General features: G+C 61.6%; 15 protein-coding genes. 5 read left to right on the top strand and 10 right to left on the bottom strand.

Annotation, left to right across the window (positions count from 1 at the left end):
• Positions 1 to 56: 56 nt before the first annotated feature.
• Complete coding sequence (locus BMZ23_RS08725; protein WP_093475600.1) at positions 57 to 488, top strand: phasin family protein; 432 nt, start codon at positions 57 to 59, stop codon at positions 486 to 488.
• A 28-nt stretch (positions 489 to 516) separates the two neighbouring features.
• Positions 517 to 1,203 carry a phasin family protein gene (locus BMZ23_RS08720; protein WP_093475597.1) on the top strand — a complete coding sequence of 229 codons (687 nt, stop codon included), beginning with the start codon at positions 517 to 519 and terminating at the stop codon, positions 1,201 to 1,203.
• 60 nt (positions 1,204 to 1,263) lie between these two features.
• On the opposite strand, the gene BMZ23_RS08715 is transcribed toward BMZ23_RS08720, so the two are convergent.
• From BMZ23_RS08715 to BMZ23_RS08670, 10 genes are all read right to left on the bottom strand, one after another.
• Positions 1,264 to 1,884, bottom strand: coding sequence for a TetR/AcrR family transcriptional regulator (locus BMZ23_RS08715; RefSeq protein ID WP_093475595.1), 621 nt, complete (start codon positions 1,882 to 1,884; stop codon positions 1,264 to 1,266).
• Between the two features lie 9 nt (positions 1,885 to 1,893).
• Positions 1,894 to 3,522 (bottom strand): PHA/PHB synthase family protein, encoded by a 1,629-nt coding sequence (locus BMZ23_RS08710; RefSeq protein WP_093475593.1) that lies wholly within the window; start codon positions 3,520 to 3,522, stop codon positions 1,894 to 1,896.
• A gap of 113 nt (positions 3,523 to 3,635) precedes the next feature.
• Positions 3,636 to 4,505: a poly(3-hydroxyalkanoate) depolymerase gene (gene phaZ, locus BMZ23_RS08705; protein WP_093475591.1), complete on the bottom strand. Its 870-nt coding sequence runs from the start codon at positions 4,503 to 4,505 to the stop codon at positions 3,636 to 3,638.
• Between the two features lie 25 nt (positions 4,506 to 4,530).
• Positions 4,531 to 6,210, bottom strand: a complete 1,680-nt coding sequence (gene phaC / locus BMZ23_RS08700; protein WP_093475588.1) for a class II poly(R)-hydroxyalkanoic acid synthase — start codon at positions 6,208 to 6,210, stop codon at positions 4,531 to 4,533.
• Between the two features lie 282 nt (positions 6,211 to 6,492).
• Positions 6,493 to 6,867 carry a gamma-butyrobetaine hydroxylase family protein gene (locus BMZ23_RS08695; RefSeq protein WP_093475586.1) on the bottom strand — a complete coding sequence of 125 codons (375 nt, stop codon included), beginning with the start codon at positions 6,865 to 6,867 and terminating at the stop codon, positions 6,493 to 6,495.
• A gap of 217 nt (positions 6,868 to 7,084) precedes the next feature.
• Positions 7,085 to 8,425, bottom strand: a complete 1,341-nt coding sequence (gene hslU / locus BMZ23_RS08690) for an ATP-dependent protease ATPase subunit HslU (RefSeq protein ID WP_093475583.1) — start codon at positions 8,423 to 8,425, stop codon at positions 7,085 to 7,087.
• A gap of 18 nt (positions 8,426 to 8,443) precedes the next feature.
• A complete protein-coding gene (gene hslV, locus BMZ23_RS08685; protein WP_093475580.1) occupies positions 8,444 to 8,974 on the bottom strand; it encodes an ATP-dependent protease subunit HslV in 531 nt (176 codons plus the stop codon).
• Between the two features lie 66 nt (positions 8,975 to 9,040).
• Positions 9,041 to 9,643 carry an SPOR domain-containing protein gene (locus BMZ23_RS08680; protein WP_093475576.1) on the bottom strand — a complete coding sequence of 201 codons (603 nt, stop codon included), beginning with the start codon at positions 9,641 to 9,643 and terminating at the stop codon, positions 9,041 to 9,043.
• A gap of 5 nt (positions 9,644 to 9,648) precedes the next feature.
• Complete coding sequence (argS, locus tag BMZ23_RS08675) at positions 9,649 to 11,394, bottom strand: arginine--tRNA ligase (protein WP_093475573.1); 1,746 nt, start codon at positions 11,392 to 11,394, stop codon at positions 9,649 to 9,651.
• 71 nt (positions 11,395 to 11,465) lie between these two features.
• On the bottom strand, positions 11,466 to 13,667 hold the full coding sequence (locus tag BMZ23_RS08670) for a primosomal protein N' (protein WP_093475570.1): 2,202 nt from the start codon (positions 13,665 to 13,667) through the stop codon (positions 11,466 to 11,468).
• A 202-nt stretch (positions 13,668 to 13,869) separates the two neighbouring features.
• On the opposite strand from BMZ23_RS08670, the gene rpmE reads away from it, so the two are divergent.
• The 3 genes from rpmE (at position 13,870) to BMZ23_RS08655 (ending at position 16,301) form a co-directional block, all read left to right on the top strand.
• The gene (gene rpmE / locus BMZ23_RS08665) at positions 13,870 to 14,085 is read left to right on the top strand and encodes a 50S ribosomal protein L31 (protein WP_093475566.1); all 216 of its coding nucleotides are present in this window, start codon (positions 13,870 to 13,872) and stop codon (positions 14,083 to 14,085) included.
• A gap of 11 nt (positions 14,086 to 14,096) precedes the next feature.
• Positions 14,097 to 14,903 carry a thermonuclease family protein gene (locus tag BMZ23_RS08660; protein WP_245748166.1) on the top strand — a complete coding sequence of 269 codons (807 nt, stop codon included), beginning with the start codon at positions 14,097 to 14,099 and terminating at the stop codon, positions 14,901 to 14,903.
• Positions 14,904 to 15,038: 135 nt separating this feature from the next.
• Entirely contained in the window at positions 15,039 to 16,301 is a 1,263-nt protein-coding gene (locus tag BMZ23_RS08655) for a malic enzyme-like NAD(P)-binding protein (RefSeq protein ID WP_093475560.1), read from the top strand.
• The last annotated feature ends 601 nt before the right edge of the window (positions 16,302 to 16,902 follow it).

Here is a 16,902-nt window from a genome sequence, read left to right as displayed (position 1 = left end):
CAAGGGTCGCCATTGACCCCCTGAGAAGTTCTACTACCTTTACAGGAGATATCACCATGGCCAAGAACGCTGCCAAGAAAGTTGCTGATCAGATCGAAGAAAACGCCGCCAACTTCACCGCCGATGTGAAGAAGTATGCCCACCAGATCTGGCTGGCAGGCCTGGGCGCCTACGCCAAGGCTGGCAAGGAAGGTGCCGAGTACTTCAAGACCCTGGTCAGTGAAGGCGAGGAAGTCGAGAAGCAGGGCAAGGAGCTGATCAACACCCAGATCGAAGCTGCCAGCAGCAAGGTTGAAAGCTTCAAGGAAAAGGTTCAGGAAAAGGTGCAGGAAAAGACCGGCGGTCGTTTTGCCAAGGTCGAAGAAGTGTTTGACGAGCGCGTTGCCTCTGCGCTGGGCCGCATGGGCATCCCGAGCAAGAAGGACGTCGATCAACTCTCCGCCAAGCTGGACGATCTGACTGCCGCGATCAAGTCGCTGCAAAAGTAAGATCTATCGTCACTGAGGAGACACTCCGATGGCAGGCAAGAAAAAACAGGTTGAAGAGCAGGACGGCAGCTGGGTCGCTGAGGTCGAGAAGTACTCTCGGCAGATCTGGCTGGCAGGCCTGGGTGCCTATGCCAAGGCAGGCAAGGAAGGCGTCAAGTTGTTCGATGCCTTGATCAAGGACGGCGAGGCGGCGGAAAAAACCGCCAAGACCGAGCTGGACAAGCAGATCAAGGTGCTGAAGGGCAAGAAAAGCCCGCTTGATAACGCCAAGGGCAAGGCCGATAAGGCGCTGGGCAAATTGTCCGGTCGCTGGGCCGAGCTTGAGGAAGCCTTCGATAAGCGCATGAACAGCGCTGTGTCGCGTCTCGGAGTGCCTTCACGTGATGAAGTGCAGCAGTTGTCGGCACGCGTGGATGAGCTGGCGGGTTTGATTGCCGGTCTGAAAAAGGCCGCGGCCAAGCCCAAGGTCGCGCCCAAGGCGGTTCCGGCGGCAGCCAAGCTGGCCGCTCCGGCAGCCCCTGCAGCCAGCAAGCCGGCTGCCAAGTCGGCTGCAGCGCCCAAGCCGGCGGCTGCCAAACCGGCTGCCAGCAAGCCCAAGGCCCCGGCCAAGCCCCGCGCTCCGCGCGCGCCGGCCAAGCCCAAGGCGTCTGCTCCGGCAGCGCCTGCGGTCACCCCGGCCGTGGCGCCCAAGCCGGAAACCCCGGCCGCCGAATAAGGCGACTGCATTGCCCAAAGTAACCCGGTCAGGTTCTGCCTGACCGGGTTTTTTTTATGTTCAGTGCGGCTGGTATTGCTCGGTTAGTTGTGCGATCCAGTCACGGTAATCACCGTCCAGATAGACCTGTAGCAGGCTCAGCAGCTGTACTACCGCTTCTGCCGGATCTGGCTCGGGGTCACCGCCCACCCGCCGGTAGTCCAGCCAGAACAGCACGGTCTGACACAGGGCGTCGAGCAGATGGTCAAGCGCTTGGCCATGGGTCTGCAGGTGCCCGTCGCGCTGCAACTGTTCCAACAGCTCCTGCAGGCGGTTACGCAAGCGGCCGAGCCAGTGCTGCATGGCCTTGCGCAGGAACGGGTAGCGTTGCATCAGGTTCGACAGGTCGCAGAACAGGAAACGGTATTCGCCGATGCGTTCGAACAGCAGGTGCAGCAGCAGCCAGAGGTCCTCGGCGTTGGGCGCGTGGTCTTCGCCGTCACTTTCCAGCAACCCCAGGGTGGCCTGCTGGAAGTGGCCTAGCAGTGCCTCCAGTAGCGCTTCCTTGCCTTTGAAGTGGTAGTAGAGGTTGCCCGGGCTGATATCCAGTTCGTTGGCGACTTCCAGGGTGGTGACGTTGGGTTCGCCTTCCTCGTTGAACAAGGTCAAGGCGCATAGCAGGATACGGTCACGGGTTTTCATGGTGATCCCTCACAATTGATGCACATAGCGACCGGGTGCCGCCTGCAGCGGCGGATAGTCCGGGTGCTGGCGCAGGGCGCTGCTGTCCTGCAGGTCGCCGGCATGGTTGTCCAGCCAGTCGGTCCAGGCGCTCCACCAGCTGCCGGGCTGGCGGCTGTGCTGCATTGCGCAGTGCGTCGGGCTGCTGCTGTCGACCAGACTGGTGGCATACCAGCCGCGCCCGCTCTGCGGGTTGTTCAGCAAGCTTTGTACGTGCCCGCCGCTACTCAGGACAAAGGTGCGCTCGCCTCCCATGCGCTGGCCGGGCCAGGAATTTTGCCAGGGCACTATGTGATCACGTTCGGCGCCCATGTGCCAGCTGGGGATCTGCAGGCGTTGCAGGTTTACCGGCAGGCCGTCGACCCAGAGCTGCTGGGCGCCGCCGAGCGGATCCTGTTCCAGCAGTTGCAGCAGATCCTCGACCAGCCGTGCCGGCAGGCGGGTGGCATCCTGACTCCAGAAGTCCAGCGGGTCACTGCTGGCCGGGATGTTTTCCATATAGCGCTGGCTGGCCTGCGGCCAGACGGTCAGTTGCGGGCGCATCCAGGCAAAGCTGCCAATCAGCTGGCGTTCATTCAGGTAGCCCTGTTGCCATACCCGCCGGCGCAATTGCGCGAGACTGGAGGGGCCAAGCAGGCGAGTCATGTCGGTGTCCAGCCGGCTGTCGATTGGCGTTACCAGATAGCTGGCGCTGGTCAGTCGCTGCTGCTGGTCACGGGCCTGCAGCAGGCCTTGCAGCAACAGGGTGAGGATGCCGCCACTGCAGACGCCCAGCAGATTCACCGGCTGTCCGTCACAGATCCGGCTGCTGGCCTGCAGCGCCTGATCGAGCGCGCGTATGTAGTGGTTGAAGCCCCACTGGCAGTGACTCGGGTTGGGATTGCGCCAGCTGATCATGAATACCTGGTGACCCTGTGCCAGGGCATGCTGGACCAGGCTTTGTTGGGGTGTCAGGTCGAGCAGGTAAAAGCGGTTGATCGGCGGTGGCACCATCAGCAGCGGGCGTCGGTATACCGATGCGCCAAGTGGCTGGTAGTGGATCAGCTCAAACATTGGCAGGCGGAGCACCACCTGCCCCTCACTGGTGGCCAGGGTGCGTCCGGGCAGGTGCGCGCTGTGATCGGTCATTGGCGCCAGCGGTTGCTCCAGCAGCAGGTCGGCGGCCAGTTTCAGCGCGCCGTTGGCCAGCATGCTTGGGCCCTGTGCGGCCAGTTGCTGGCGCAGCAGTGGACTCAGCGGACTGTTGGCCGGCGACAGGGCGTCCGCCAGTTGCCGACACAGCAACCCAAGGCTGCTGCGTTCGGCGGGTGCCAGCTGCAGACCGTCGAGCCAGTCACGGCCCTGGTTGCGGCAGAGTTGCCAGAGCTGCAGCTGTAGCTGGTCGGCGGGTTGCTCCCAGAGCGGGTCACGCAGGCGCGGGTCGAGATTGTCAGTGATGACGATGCGTTGACCCTGCAGCAGTTGCAGCACGCCTTGCAGCAATTGGCCGAACTGGCGGCGGTGATGGCAGGGCTGTTGCACCAGACAACGACAGAGTGCCGCCAACGCGCTGCATGCATCGCTGCGGTCTCTGCGGTGCGCGGCATCGACTGCGGCCATCCGGCGATCCTTGTGCTGTTGCGGGGTCCTGACTGCCGGGGTGCCCGGGCAGTCCGGCCGGTATGCGGCCGGGTGCCAGTCTAAACGAAAAGGTGAATGTCTGCCGACACCCGCTATTCCTTGGCGCCTTCGCTGTTGTCGCTGATAGCGCGTGGGCGGACCACGGCGCGCAGGCGCTCTTCGGCAATGAAGCGCATGATGATCGGCGCCACGGTATCGGCGCGGGTTACCAGAAACAGGTGGCCGTCATCGATGATGTGCAGCTCCGAATTCGGGATGCGCCAGGCCAGCATGCGCATATTGACCAGCGGAATGATCGGGTCGTCATCGCCGGCCAGCACCAGGGTCGGCTGCTTGATCCGGTGCAGCCAGTGGATACTGGTCCAGCCGAGTCCGGCAAACAGCTGCCAGTAGTACCCGAGCTTGCCGGAGGAGCGTACCTTGGCAGCATGCGCACGGGCCAGATCGGGATCGCGGCGGAAGCCACCACCGTAAATATCCGGCGCAATGCGTACACCATGCGAAGGCTGGATATAGCGACGGGGACTGGCCATCTTCAGTAGCACCTTGGGCTTGCCAGGCACCATCACCGCGCCGGCCGAGGTGGCGGCCAGTATCAGTTTCTTGCAGCGCTCCGGGTAGTCGCGGGCAAACTGCTGGGCCAGGGCGCCACCCCAGGACACGCCGATGGCGTTGACCTGACCGTAGTTCAGGTAGTCGAGCATGCGCGCGGCCAGCTTGGCCAGGCCGGGAAAGCGGAACGGCGTGGCCGGGGTCGACGAACCACCGACACCCGGAACGTCGAAGGCGATTACCTCCAGCTCAGGATCCAGGGCGCGCACGAACGGCATGACCAGCTCCAGGTTGGCGCCGATGCCATTGAAAATCAGCAGCGGCGGCCATTTGTTGCTGCCCGGGCGGACGGCGGTACGCAGGTACTGGCCGTCCAGCTCGATGGTGCGGAAAACGAATGATTGCGGCATTCAAGGGGTCCTGTGGCAACGCATCCTAGCGTACATGTACATAGGTACCGGGCGCGTCTTCCAGGGCCGGGTAGTTGCTGTTGCCGAGCACGGCCGGTGACGGCTTGCGCTCGCCGGCACGGGCTTGCAGCCAGTCGCGCCAGTATTGCCACCAGGAATCGGAGTGCTTGGTTGCGCCCTCCAGCCATTTGTGCGGCGTGTCGTTCATGCTGCTGTTGGTAAAGAAGCGACCCTTGGGGTTGCCCGGCGGGTTGAGAATGCTCTGGATGTGGCCGCTGGAGGACAGGATGAACTCTCCCTTGCCGCCGAACAGCTTGGCTGACTTGTAGCAGGACTCCCAGGGCGTGATGTGGTCGGTGAGGCCGGCGATACAGCAGAACTCGCTTTTTACCTGTTTCAGATCAATCGGCGTACCACAGACTTCCAGTGCGCCAGCGTGCGTCAGCGGGTTGGTCTTGAACATCTCGAGGAACTCGCCATGCAGGGCGGCCGGGAGACGGGTGGTGTCGTTGTTCCAGAACAGGATGTCAAACACCGGCGGCTCGTTACCGAGCAGGTAGTTGTTCACCCAGTAGTTCCAGATCAGGTCGTTGGGCCGCATCCAGGCAAACACCCGGGCCATGTCGCGACCTTCCAGCACGCCGCTCTGGTAGGAGGCACGGCGCGCCGCCTCGATAGACTTCTCGTCGGCGAATAGCGAGACCTGACTTTTGACATCGGTGTCCAGCACGCTGACCAGCAGGGTGAAGGAGTGGATCTTCTTCTGCTTGAGTGCTGCATAGTGGCCCAGCAGGGATGCCATGGTCAGGCCGCCGGAGCAGGCGCCGAGCATGCTCAGGTCCTTGCTCTCGGTGATTTCCAGTACCACCTCGATGGCTTCCTTGATCGCCTCGATATAGGTCGACAGACCCCACTCGCGTTGCGCCTTGGTCGGGTTGCGCCAGCTGATGACGAAGGTCTGCAGGTGGTTCATGGTCAGGTAGCGCGCCAGACTTTTCTCTGGCGAGAGGTCGAATACGTAGTACTTGTTGATCTGCGGCGGCACCACCAGCACCGGGCGGGCGTGGACTTCCTCGGTCAGTGGCTTGTACTGGATCAGCTCCAGCACTTCGTTGCGGAACACCACGGAACCCTTGGTGGTGGCCAGATTCTTGCCAACCTCGAAGGCGTTCATGTTGACCTGACTGGGCATGCCGCCGTTGTTCATCAGGTCCTGCACCAGATGGGTCATGCCATCGAACAGGCTTTTGCCGCCGGTCTCGAAGAAGCGCTTCAGGGCTGCCGGGTTCAGCGCAGTATTGGTTGGCGACATGGCTTCGGTCATCAATGCGATAACGAACTGTGCACGGCTGATATCCCGCTCCGACAGATCAGCGTTACTGATCCAGGTGTTCAGTTCCTTGCGCCAGGCCAGGTAACCCTGCATGTAGCGGCGATACAGCGGGTTCTGGCTCCAGGTCGGATCGGCGAAGCGCTTGTCATCCGCCGCCGGTGCCAGCCCCGAGCGCCCGATCATGACGTCTTTCAGCGCCAGCCCAAGACGACCAATGTGCTTGAGGCTGTGTACCGGCTGTCTGACAGTCTGGCGCAGCACCAGGCGTGCGGTACTGATCAGGTCGCGAGTGGGGACGCCGATGACCGGATTGGGGCCAAGAATGCTTTCGCTGGCCTTCTGGCTGAGTTCATCATTGTTCTTGTGGGTCATGTCTGAATGTCTCCTGAATGACGCTTGACCTGCTCGTGTATGGCAGTCAAAGGGCGGTGATGCCGAAAAAGGCTGTCACCTGATAGTCGCGTCGGCGGTCCTTAGTGTCTTTGCTGCTGGAGCTGGCAGCAGTGATGGCACTTTAGTGACCTTCCGTGGGATGGGTGTCTTGTTGTTGCGACAAATTACCACGCCATACGAGCTACTGTTAACAGTCTTTTACAGGAGAGTAGATGAAAATGGCATGACCGGTAGGTCATTGTTCGGGATTGCTGTTGAATTTCAGGTAATCAGTCTTACCCGGGATACATCCGGATCCCTGCTCTCGCCGGCTGACGCCAGACGATCCAGATAGTTTTGCCACATTGTCGGCTGATTGGTTGCCAGTTCGTACAGATAGTCCCAGCTGTACAGTCCGCTGTCATGGCCGTCGTCAAAGCTCAGCTTGAGCGCATAGTTGCCGGCCATCTCGGCGCCGGTCAGGGCAACGTTCTGCTTGCCGGTCTGCAATACCGGCCGGCCATGGCCGCGTACCTCGGCGGAGGGGGAATGGACCCGCAGAAACTCCGCCGGCAGGCTGAAGCTGCTTCCATCCGCATAACCCAGTTCGAGGGTCCGCGAAGCCTTGTGCAGTTTGATGCGGGTTGGAACAGGCATGGATAGTCCTTTTTCGGGCTACAAGCTCGGCTTCTTCGGAACGCGATTACCGATGACCTGTTCTGGACCGTCGATGCCCTGGACGGGCATCGTCGAGCTTACAGGGATGTATTTACAGCGTGTCCAGAACAGGTCATCGGTTGTCGCGTTGACACAGCAGCTATTTGATCAGCGTTTTCCTAGAGGGTGAGCTATTGGCTTGTAGCTTGCAGCTGGTTTACAGAATATACCGGCTCAGATCCTCGTTGACTGCCAGTTCTCCCAGGTGCTGGTCGACATAGGCGGCATCGATACGCAGCGGCGCGCCGTCCTGCTGCCCGGCCAGATCGGCGGCGCTGAAGGATACTTCCTCAAGCAGCCGTTCCAGTACCGTGTGCAGGCGACGGGCGCCAATGTTCTCGGTCTTCTCGTTAACCTGCCAGGCAATTTCAGCGAGGCGCTGGATGGCGTCCTCGGCAAACTCGATCTGCAGTCCTTCGGTTTCCAGCAGCGCCTTGTACTGCTCGGTCAGCGAGGCGTGCGGTTCGGTGAGGATGCGCTTGAAGTCGTCCGGGGTGAGTGATTGCAGTTCGACACGGATCGGCAGGCGGCCTTGCAGTTCCGGAATCAGGTCGGAGGGTTTGGTCAGGTGGAAGGCGCCTGAGGCAATGAACAGGATGTGATCGGTTTTTACCATGCCGAACTTGGTGTTCACCGTGCAACCCTCGATCAGCGGCAGCAGGTCCCGCTGCACACCCTCGCGTGATACGTCGGCGCCGCCACCGCTGTTGGCGCGCTTGCTGACCTTGTCGATCTCGTCAAGGAAGACAATGCCGTTCTGCTCCACCGCTTCAATGGCGCGGCCCTTGAGCTCATCCTCATTGACCAGTCGCGCGGCTTCCTCGTCGCGGATCATCTTCAAAGCATCGGCCACCGGCAGGGTGCGGGTCTTGCGCTTGCCCTTGCCGAAGCTGGAGAACATGTTCTGCAGCTGGCTGGTCATTTCCTCCATACCGGGCGGCGCCATGATCTCCACGCCAACCGGCATGTCAGCCACCTCGATGTCGATTTCCTTGTCGTTCAGCTGGCCTTCGCGCAGACGCTTGCGGAACAGCTGGCGAGTGCTGTTGTCCTCGCGCGCAGGAAGGTCGCTGGCCCCTTGGCGGGCGGGTGGCAGCAGCGCGTCGAGTACCCGCTCTTCGGCCAGGTCCTCAGCGCGGTGCAGCACCTTCTGCATTTCCTGCTCACGCAGCAGCTTGATCGCGGCATCCACCAGGTCGCGGATGATCGATTCGACATCGCGGCCAACATAGCCAACCTCGGTGAACTTGGTTGCTTCCACCTTGATGAACGGTGCCTGCGCCAGTTTTGCCAGGCGTCGGGCAATCTCGGTCTTGCCGACACCGGTGGGGCCGATCATCAGGATGTTCTTCGGGGTGACCTCGCTGCGCAGGGCTTCCGGCAGCTGCTGGCGCCGCCAGCGGTTACGCAGGGCGATAGCCACGGCGCGCTTGGCATCCTGCTGGCCGATGATATGGCGGTCGAGTTCGTGGACGATTTCGCGGGGCGTCATGGACATGTGTGGTTTCCGGTCGCCTCAGGTATCGGCGTCCAGCTCCTCGATGGTCAGGTTGCGGTTGGTATAGATGCAGATATCACCGGCAATGTTCAGGCTGGTCTCGACGATTTCTCGTGCCGACAGCTCGGTGTGTTGCAGCAGCGCGGTGGCGGCGGCCTGGGCGTAGGGTCCGCCGGAGCCGATGGCAATCAGGCCGTTTTCCGGTTCGATGACATCGCCATTGCCGGTAATGATCAGTGAGGCATCCTTGTTGGCGACGGCCAGCAGGGCTTCCAAACGACGCAGGGCGCGGTCAGTGCGCCAGTCCTTGGCCAGCTCGACGGCGGCACGGACCAGATGGCCCTGGTGCTTTTCGAGTTGCGCCTCAAAGCGTTCGAACAGCGTGAAGGCGTCGGCGGTGCCGCCGGCAAAGCCGGCAATCACCTGGTCACGGTAGAGTCGACGGACCTTGCGGGCATTGCCCTTCATGACGGTGTTGCCCAGGGAAACCTGGCCATCGCCGCCGATCACCACCTTGCCGTGGCGGCGGACGGATACGATTGTGGTCACACGCTGCTCCTGCAGATCTGTGGGGTGTGACCGCTTGTATGGGGGCGCTTGCGGCTATTTCAAGCGTTAGCCGCCGGTCTTGCGCTGTTGCAACAACAGATTGTTGTAGCCGTTACCAGAGAGTGTCTTCTGCGCGTTACCAGCCAGCTCGCGACTGGCGAAGGGACCGACGTGCACGCGGTACCAGGGGTCGCCATTGATGCGCACATTTTCCAGTTGCACATCGAAGCCGAGTAACAGCAGCGACGCACGAACCCGGTTGGCCTCGGCTTCCTGACGGAACGAGCCGGCCTGCAGGAAGAAGTTACCCTGTGGCGCGGCAACTTCCGGAGGTGTTTCGGTGGGGGTGGGTGCCGGTGTAGACGATGTGCCGGGGGACTCCACCTCGGACTCCGGTAGCAGGGTGTAGAACTCGAAGCGCGGTTTGTCCGCAGCCGGTTTAACCGCTGGCGGTGGTGTCGGCGGGCGGCTGTTCTGACGGCTGTTGCCTGGGGCATCTGCCTGACGCTGTACGCCATTGTTGCCGGGCTCAAGGCGCATCAGCAGCATCACGAAGGCGCCGATCGCCAGTCCGGCAATCAGCCAGACAAAGCCCGGCACACGGCGCGCCTGAGCTTGTTGCGGGCGGCTGGCGCCGCGTCTCGGTGCAGGTTTACGTCCCTTGGCCATTGTTGTTACATGCGCTCCAGCGTGTCGATGCCGAGCAGATTAAGGCCTTGGCGCAGGGTCAGTCCAGTCAGTGCCGCCAGACGCAGGCGGCTGTCGCGTTCGGCCGGGCTGTTGGCAGCCAGAATCGGGCACTGTTCATAGAAGGCCGAGAAGCGTCCGGCCAGCTCATACAGGTAATGGCACAGGCTGTGCGGGGTGCCTTCGCGGGCCACATACTGCAGGGTGCTGTCGAACTGCGCCAGATGAGCGCCCAGTTCAACTTCGGCATCGGCGTCCAGCTGCAGGGGGGCCAGGCCGCTGCAGTCATGCATGTCGCGCTGCTGTTTGCGGAAAATGCTGGCCACCCGGGTGTAGGCGTACATCAGATAGGGCGCGGTATTGCCCTCGAAGCTGAGCATCTGTTCGAAGTTGAAGCTGTAATCGCTGCTGCGGTGCTTGGACAGGTCGGCATACTTGACCGCACCGATGCCCACGGCGCGGGCGATCTGATCAAGCTCGGCGCTGTCCAGTTGCGGATTTTTCTGTTGCACCAGCGCGCGGGCGCGCTGCTCGGCTTCGTCGAGCAGGTCGATCAGTTTCACCGTGCCGCCATCGCGGGTCTTGAACGGGCGACCATCGGCGCCGTTCATGGTGCCGAAGCCCATGTGCTCAAGTTGCATGTTGGCGGAGACGAAACCAGCCTTGCGCGCCACGGCGAACACTTGCTGGAAGTGCAGGGCCTGGCGCTGGTCAACAAAATACAGCACACGGTCGGCCTGTAACTGCTGCTGGCGGTAGCGCATGGCAGCCAGATCGGTGGTGGCGTACAGGTAGCCGCCACCGGCCTTCTGCACGATGACCGGCAGCGGTTTGCCTTCGCTGTTGCTGAACTCATCGAGGAACACACAGCGTGCGCCTTCGCTTTCGGTCAGCAGACCGGCCTGCTCCAGATCACGCACCACCGCCGCCAGCATGTCGTTGTAGGCGCTTTCGCCACGCACATGCTGACGCTCCAGACTGACCCCCAGGCGTTCATACACGGCCTGGCAGTGACCGAGGGATATCTCGTTAAATCGCGCCCACAGGGCCAGGCTGTGGGCATCGCCGGCCTGCAGGGCGACCACCCGCTGGCGGGCACGGTCGGCAAACTCCGGGCTTTCATCGAAGCGTTTTTTGGCGGCGCGGTAGAAGCCTTCAAGATCACCCAGCTCGGCGCCTTCATCGACGCCGTGTTCCTCCAGATAGGCGAGCAGCATGCCGAACTGGGTGCCCCAGTCACCGACATGGTTCTGCCGTAGCACATGGTGGCCGAGGAACTCCAGCACCTTGGCTACGGCATCCCCGATGATGGTCGAGCGCAGGTGACCGACGTGCATTTCCTTGGCCAGATTAGGCGAGGAATAGTCAACCACGATGCGCTGCACAGGCGCGGCCTGTGTCACCCCCAGGTGCGGATCATCCAGTGCCTGCTGCAGCTGGACGGCCAGCCACTGGCTGTCCTGGAAGAAGTTGATAAAGCCTGGACCGGCAATGGCCACCTCGCGGATCGCCTGATGCGCGGGCAGCGCGTCCACCAGTTGTTGCGCCAGATCGCGCGGCTTCATGCCGGCCGGCTTGGCCAGCATCATCGCCAGGTTGCTGGCAAAGTCGCCGTGGGCTCGGTCACGGGCGTTTTCCACCTGGATATTCGGGGTCAGCTCAGCCGGCAGGCTGCCCTGTTGCTGGAGGCTGGCGACGGCACTGGCGAGCAGTTGGCTGATCAGGCTTTTCATGGGCGGGTGGTGTCCGGCTGAATTCGGGAAAGCCGGCTATTATCCGGCTTCCGCAGCCGCTTGCCAAATCCTCAGAACATGTCCAGCGGATCCACGTCGATTGACCAGCGCACCTTGCGTGCTGCCGGCAGCAATTCCAGCTGCTGCAGCCAGGGTGTCAACAGGCTGTGTAGCGTCGCCCGTTGTTCCGCCAACAGTAGCAGTTGCGCACGGTAGCGACCGGCGCGCCGTTCCATGGCGGCTGGCACCGGGCCCAGTATTTCAACCGGTAACTGGTATTTCAGGGCCAGATCGGCAGCCAGTTGCAAAAAGTCCTCGGCGGTCTGCGCCAGGTTGGCCTCCGCGCGCAGCAGTGCGGCATACCGGCAGGGCGGCAGCCCGGCGCTGTGGCGCAACGCCAGTTCGCTGGCGGCAATCGCCGGATAGCCGGGGCCGCACAAGTCCTGCAGCAGCGGGTGCTCAGCCATATGCGTTTGGATCAGCACCTGTCCCGGTTTGTCGGCGCGTCCGGCACGTCCGGCCACCTGGGTGATCATCTGCGCCATGCGCTCGGGACCACGGAAGTCGGCGGAGAACAGGCCGCCATCGGCATCCAGAATGGCCACCAGGGTGACATCCGGGAAGTGGTGCCCCTTGGCCAGCATCTGGGTGCCGACCAGCAGACAGGGTGCGCCGCTGTGCACGCGCGCCAGCAGCTGTTGCATGGCATCCTTGCGCGCGGTGCTGTCGCGGTCGATGCGCAGCACCGGGTAGCCGGGGAACTGCTGTTGCAGGCTGTCCTCGGTGCGTTCGGTGCCGGCGCCGATCGGGCGCAGGTCGCTGCTCTGGCACTTCGGGCACTGGCGATCGATCGGGCGCTGGCTGTCGCAGTGGTGACAGTGCAGGTGTGCCGGCTGCTGGTGCAGCGTCATGCGCGCATCGCAGCGCCGGCAATCGGCAATCCAGCCGCAATCGTGGCACATCAGGGTCGGGGCAAAGCCACGCCGGTTGATAAACACCAGCACCTGGTTGCCGTGCTTGAGGTGGCTGCCAATCGCTTGCAACAAGGGCCGTGATAGCCCGTCTTGCAGCGGCTGGCTGCGGATGTCGATGCACTGGAATTGCGGCGGCCGGGCATTGCCGGCGCGTTCACTCAGGCGCAGCAACTGATAACGGCCGCGTTCGACATTGTGCAGGCTTTCCAGCGACGGGGTGGCGGAGCCGAGTATCACCGGTATCTGTTCAAGGTGTGCGCGGTATACCGCCAGGTCCCGGGCGTTGTAGCGCAGGCCTTCCTGCTGTTTATAGGACAGGTCGTGTTCTTCATCGACGATCAGCAGGCCGGGACGAGCCAGCGGAGTGAAGATCGCCGAGCGGGTTCCAATCACCAGTGCCGCCTCACCCTCGCGCGCCGCCAGCCAGGCATCCAGACGCTCGCGGTCATTCAGTCCGGAGTGCAGCACCGCCAGTGGTACATTGAAGCGGCGGCGAAAGCGCTCGACGGTTTGCGGAGTCAGGCCGATCTCCGGCACCAGGATCAGTGCCTGACGGCCGTCGCGCAGGCAATGCTCAATGCTCTGCAGATAGACTTCGGTCTTGCCGCTGCCGGTGATGCCTTGCAGCAGCCAGGCAGTAAAGCCCTTGCCGGCGGCAATCGCCTGCAGCGCCGCCTGCTGTTCGGCGTTTGCCTGCAGGTGCGGTTCGCGCAGTAGCGGCAGGGGTTCGCGCTGGTGGTGCGGCGACTGGGTGATGCGCTGCACCAGTTGTTTGCGCTCCAGTGCTTCAAGAGTGTCGCGGGCTAGGCCCCACTGGCTGAGCAGGGCGTGCGACAGGCCGTGCGGATGCTGTGCCAGAATCCGCACGGCTTCCTTTTGCTTCTGTGCTCGGCGCAGTGCCGGATGTTCCGGATAGGCTGCCGGCAATAGTTGCCAGAGCATGTCCTGGCGCGCCAAAGCGGCCTCGCCCTGGGCTAGCAGGTTGGGTAATGCACAACTGAGCGTGTCGCCAAGGCTGTGCTGGTAATACTGGGCGGTCCAGATGCACAGCAGCCAAAGGCTTTTTGGCAGCACTGGAGAGAGGTCGATCAGTTCGCTAATGCTGCGCAGTTTGCTGGCCGGCACCACCGAGGTGCTGCTGCTGCTGACGATCAGGCCGACCAGCTGGCGCTGGCCAAAGGGCACGCGTACGCGCATTCCGGGCAGCAGCTGGTCGGCGCTCAGTCCGGGGCCGGCCCGGTAGTCGAACAAGCGACGCAGTGGCGATGGCAGGGCGATTTGCAGTATCAGTGAACTCACGGCATCTGGTTCCGGGGCAGGTAGGGCGATGGTAGCATTGCCGGCGACCCCGCAGAAAACTTGCGTGTGCCATGGATTCTGGTATCATCGCCGGCCTGATTTTCGGGTCCCGGCTGCTATTGCTGTCGGCCCGGACCTTACCAGTCAGTGCGGTGCCCGGCCAGGTCGGCCCGGTGGCGGCACACCTAACGAGGATTTATTCATGAAAGCTGATCTGCATCCCACCTACTCGGAAGTGGAAGCCACCTGCAGCTGTGGCAACGTCATCAAGACCCGTTCCACCCTGGGCAAGGCGTTCCACATCGACGTATGCTCCGAGTGTCACCCGTTCTACACCGGCAAGCAGAAGGTGCTGGACACCGGCGGCCGCATCGAGCGCTTTACCCAGCGTTTCGGTGCCATCAGCACCAAGAAGTAATGCGCAGGGGCATGCACTTGGCATGGCCCGATGCGAAAAAGGCGCTCCAGTGGGGCGCCTTTTTTGTTGTCTGGGCTATGGTCGCGAGCGTACAGGCGGAGTTGTGCCGGCAGCAGCCTGACACGCTGCTTGAGGTGAAGGTCAGTCGGGTAGTAGACGGCGATACCCTGCAATTGCAGGATGCCACGCGAGTCCGGCTGATTGGTCTGGATACGCCGGAAATCGGCCGCGACGGCAAGCCATCACAGCCCTGGGCGCAGGCAGCAAAGCGACGTTTGCAGTCATTGGTAGATGGTGGTGAGCAATTTTATCTGCTGCCCGGCGAGCAGGCGCGTGATCGCTACGGTCGTCTGCTGGCCCATGCCTTTGATGCCCAGGGCGACAACATAGAGGCTCGTCTGCTGCAGGAAGGGCTGGGTTTTGCGGTATTCATGCCACCCAATGCCACTCTGGCGGACTGTCACATGCATGCCGAGCAGCGCGCTCGCAGTGAGCGGCTCGGGCTCTGGTCAGGCTCGCCGGTACGCCAGGCAAGGCAGGTTGATGCCGGCGGCTTTGCTCTGGTGCGCGGACGCATCAACAAGGTAGAGCGTACCCGCGACTGGCTGTGGCTGGAGCTTGATGGCCCGCTGGTGCTGCGTATCGCCACCGCCGAGTTGGCGAGCTGGCCGGCACTGCAATGGCACGGGCTGGATGTTGAGGTGCGTGGCTGGGTGATAGACCGCGGCGCCAATGTTGCGCGCAAGGGGCGCAAGCGCTACATGCTGACACTGACTCATCCGTTGATGCTCGAGGTGTTAATGGGGGCTGACCAGTAGAGCCGGGCAATTCGGACCTGGTCGCATTGTTGTACATTAATGTCCTTGACAGATAACCCTTCCTCGTCTTGTTCGGCGGGGGGCTTTTCTGTATTCTCGGCCGTCCGCATGAGCAACCTGACCGGAAATTCGACCATGTCTGATTTGAGAACCGATGCACTCGACTACCATGCCAACCCGCGTCCGGGCAAACTGAGTGTCGAGCTGACCAAGCCTACTGCCACTGCCCGCGATCTGGCTCTGGCCTACAGTCCCGGTGTTGCCGAGCCGGTTCGTGAAATCGCCAAGAACCCGGAAGATGCCTACAAGTACACCGGCAAGGGTAATCTGGTAGCCGTGATTTCCGATGGTACTGCCATTCTCGGTCTGGGCGACCTGGGCCCGCTGGCCAGCAAGCCGGTTATGGAAGGCAAGGGCGTGCTGTTCAAGCGCTTCGCCGGTGTTGACGTATTTGACATCGAGGTTGAATCCGAGAGCCCGCAAGCATTCATCGATACCGTAAAGCGTATCTCTTGCACCTTTGGCGGCATCAATCTGGAAGACATCAAGGCCCCCGAGTGCTTTGAGATCGAGCGTGCGCTGATCGAGCAGTGCGATATCCCGATTTTCCACGATGACCAGCACGGTACCGCCATCGTTACCGCAGCAGCCATGATCAATGCGCTGGAGCTGGCCGACAAGACCATTGAAGACGCCAAAATCGTTTGCCTGGGTGCTGGTGCTGCTGCTATCGCCTGCATGAAGCTGCTGGTGAGCATGGGTGCCAAGGTCGAAAACATCTACATGCTCGACCGCAAGGGCGTAATCCATGCTGGTCGTGATGACCTGAACGAGTACAAGGCGATCTTTGCCACTGAGACTGACAAGCGCACTCTGTCCGACGCCATGAAGGGCGCAGACGTATTTGTTGGCCTGTCAGGTCCGGATCTGCTGCAGCCGGCTGAGTTGAAGCTGATGGCTGAGAATCCGATCGTGTTCGCCTGCTCCAACCCGGATCCGGAAATCAAGCCTGAGCTGGCCCATGCCTCGCGTCCTGACGTGATCATGGCTACCGGTCGTTCCGACTACCCGAACCAGGTAAACAACGTACTGGGCTTCCCCTTCATCTTCCGTGGTGCACTTGACGTTCGTGCTACCCGCATCAACGAAGAAATGAAGATCGCTGCAGTGCACGCCATTCGCGAGCTGGCCAAGGAGCCGGTGCCGGATTACGTTTCTGAAGCCTATGGCGGCATCAAGCTGGAGTTCGGTCGTGAGTACATCATTCCGAAGCCGATGGATATTCGCTTGATCGAGCGCGTGCCGGCCGCTGTAGCCAAGGCTGCTGTCGAATCCGGTGTGGCTACCCAGCCGTACCCGGCGCACTACCCGCTGAAGTCGGTTGAAGACGTCAAGTAAACCGGTAGCAGACTAAAACCCGCAGCCCTGGCTGCGGGTTTTTTGTTTGTGCTGCATAAAAACGCTTGACGCAGAATTTGAGGTGCCTATAATGCGCCTCTCGCTGATCGGGGCGTCTTGTTAAAGCGCTTTAGAATCAATGGCTTGCAAATCTTTTTTAGATTTAAGCAGTTGACGGATCTGCGGAGTGGTGTAGAATGCGCCGCTCACTGGGGAGGGTGATATGCTCTCCAGGTGCTTTGATTGGCGGTGTTGATCAAAGCGCAAAACGAGGTGTTGACAGCGGTTCAAACTGCTGTAGAATGCGCCTCCCTGACACGCTAAAGGCCTTGAGCCAGGCGGGTTGGACAAGCGGTTTCGAGGGTGTGTAAGTTACCGGATTCTCGAAAATAAACGCTTGACAGGATGTAAGGCTGGCGTAAAATGCGCGGCCTGGTTCAGCCAAAGCGCTAACCGAATCGCTCTTTAACAATCTGGAATCAAGTAATTCGTGTGGGTGCTTGTGGGTACATTGATGATCGCAAGATTGTCAGTCGACACAAGTAACTCTGTGAATTCATGAGTTTATTTGTACGACTGAGCCAAGTTTAGGGTTTTCTCA

Origin of the sequence: Halopseudomonas yangmingensis (genome assembly GCF_900114825.1) — a bacterium.
Classification (GTDB): domain Bacteria; phylum Pseudomonadota; class Gammaproteobacteria; order Pseudomonadales; family Pseudomonadaceae; genus Halopseudomonas; species Halopseudomonas yangmingensis.
This window is presented reverse-complemented; position numbering and strand designations above follow the sequence as displayed.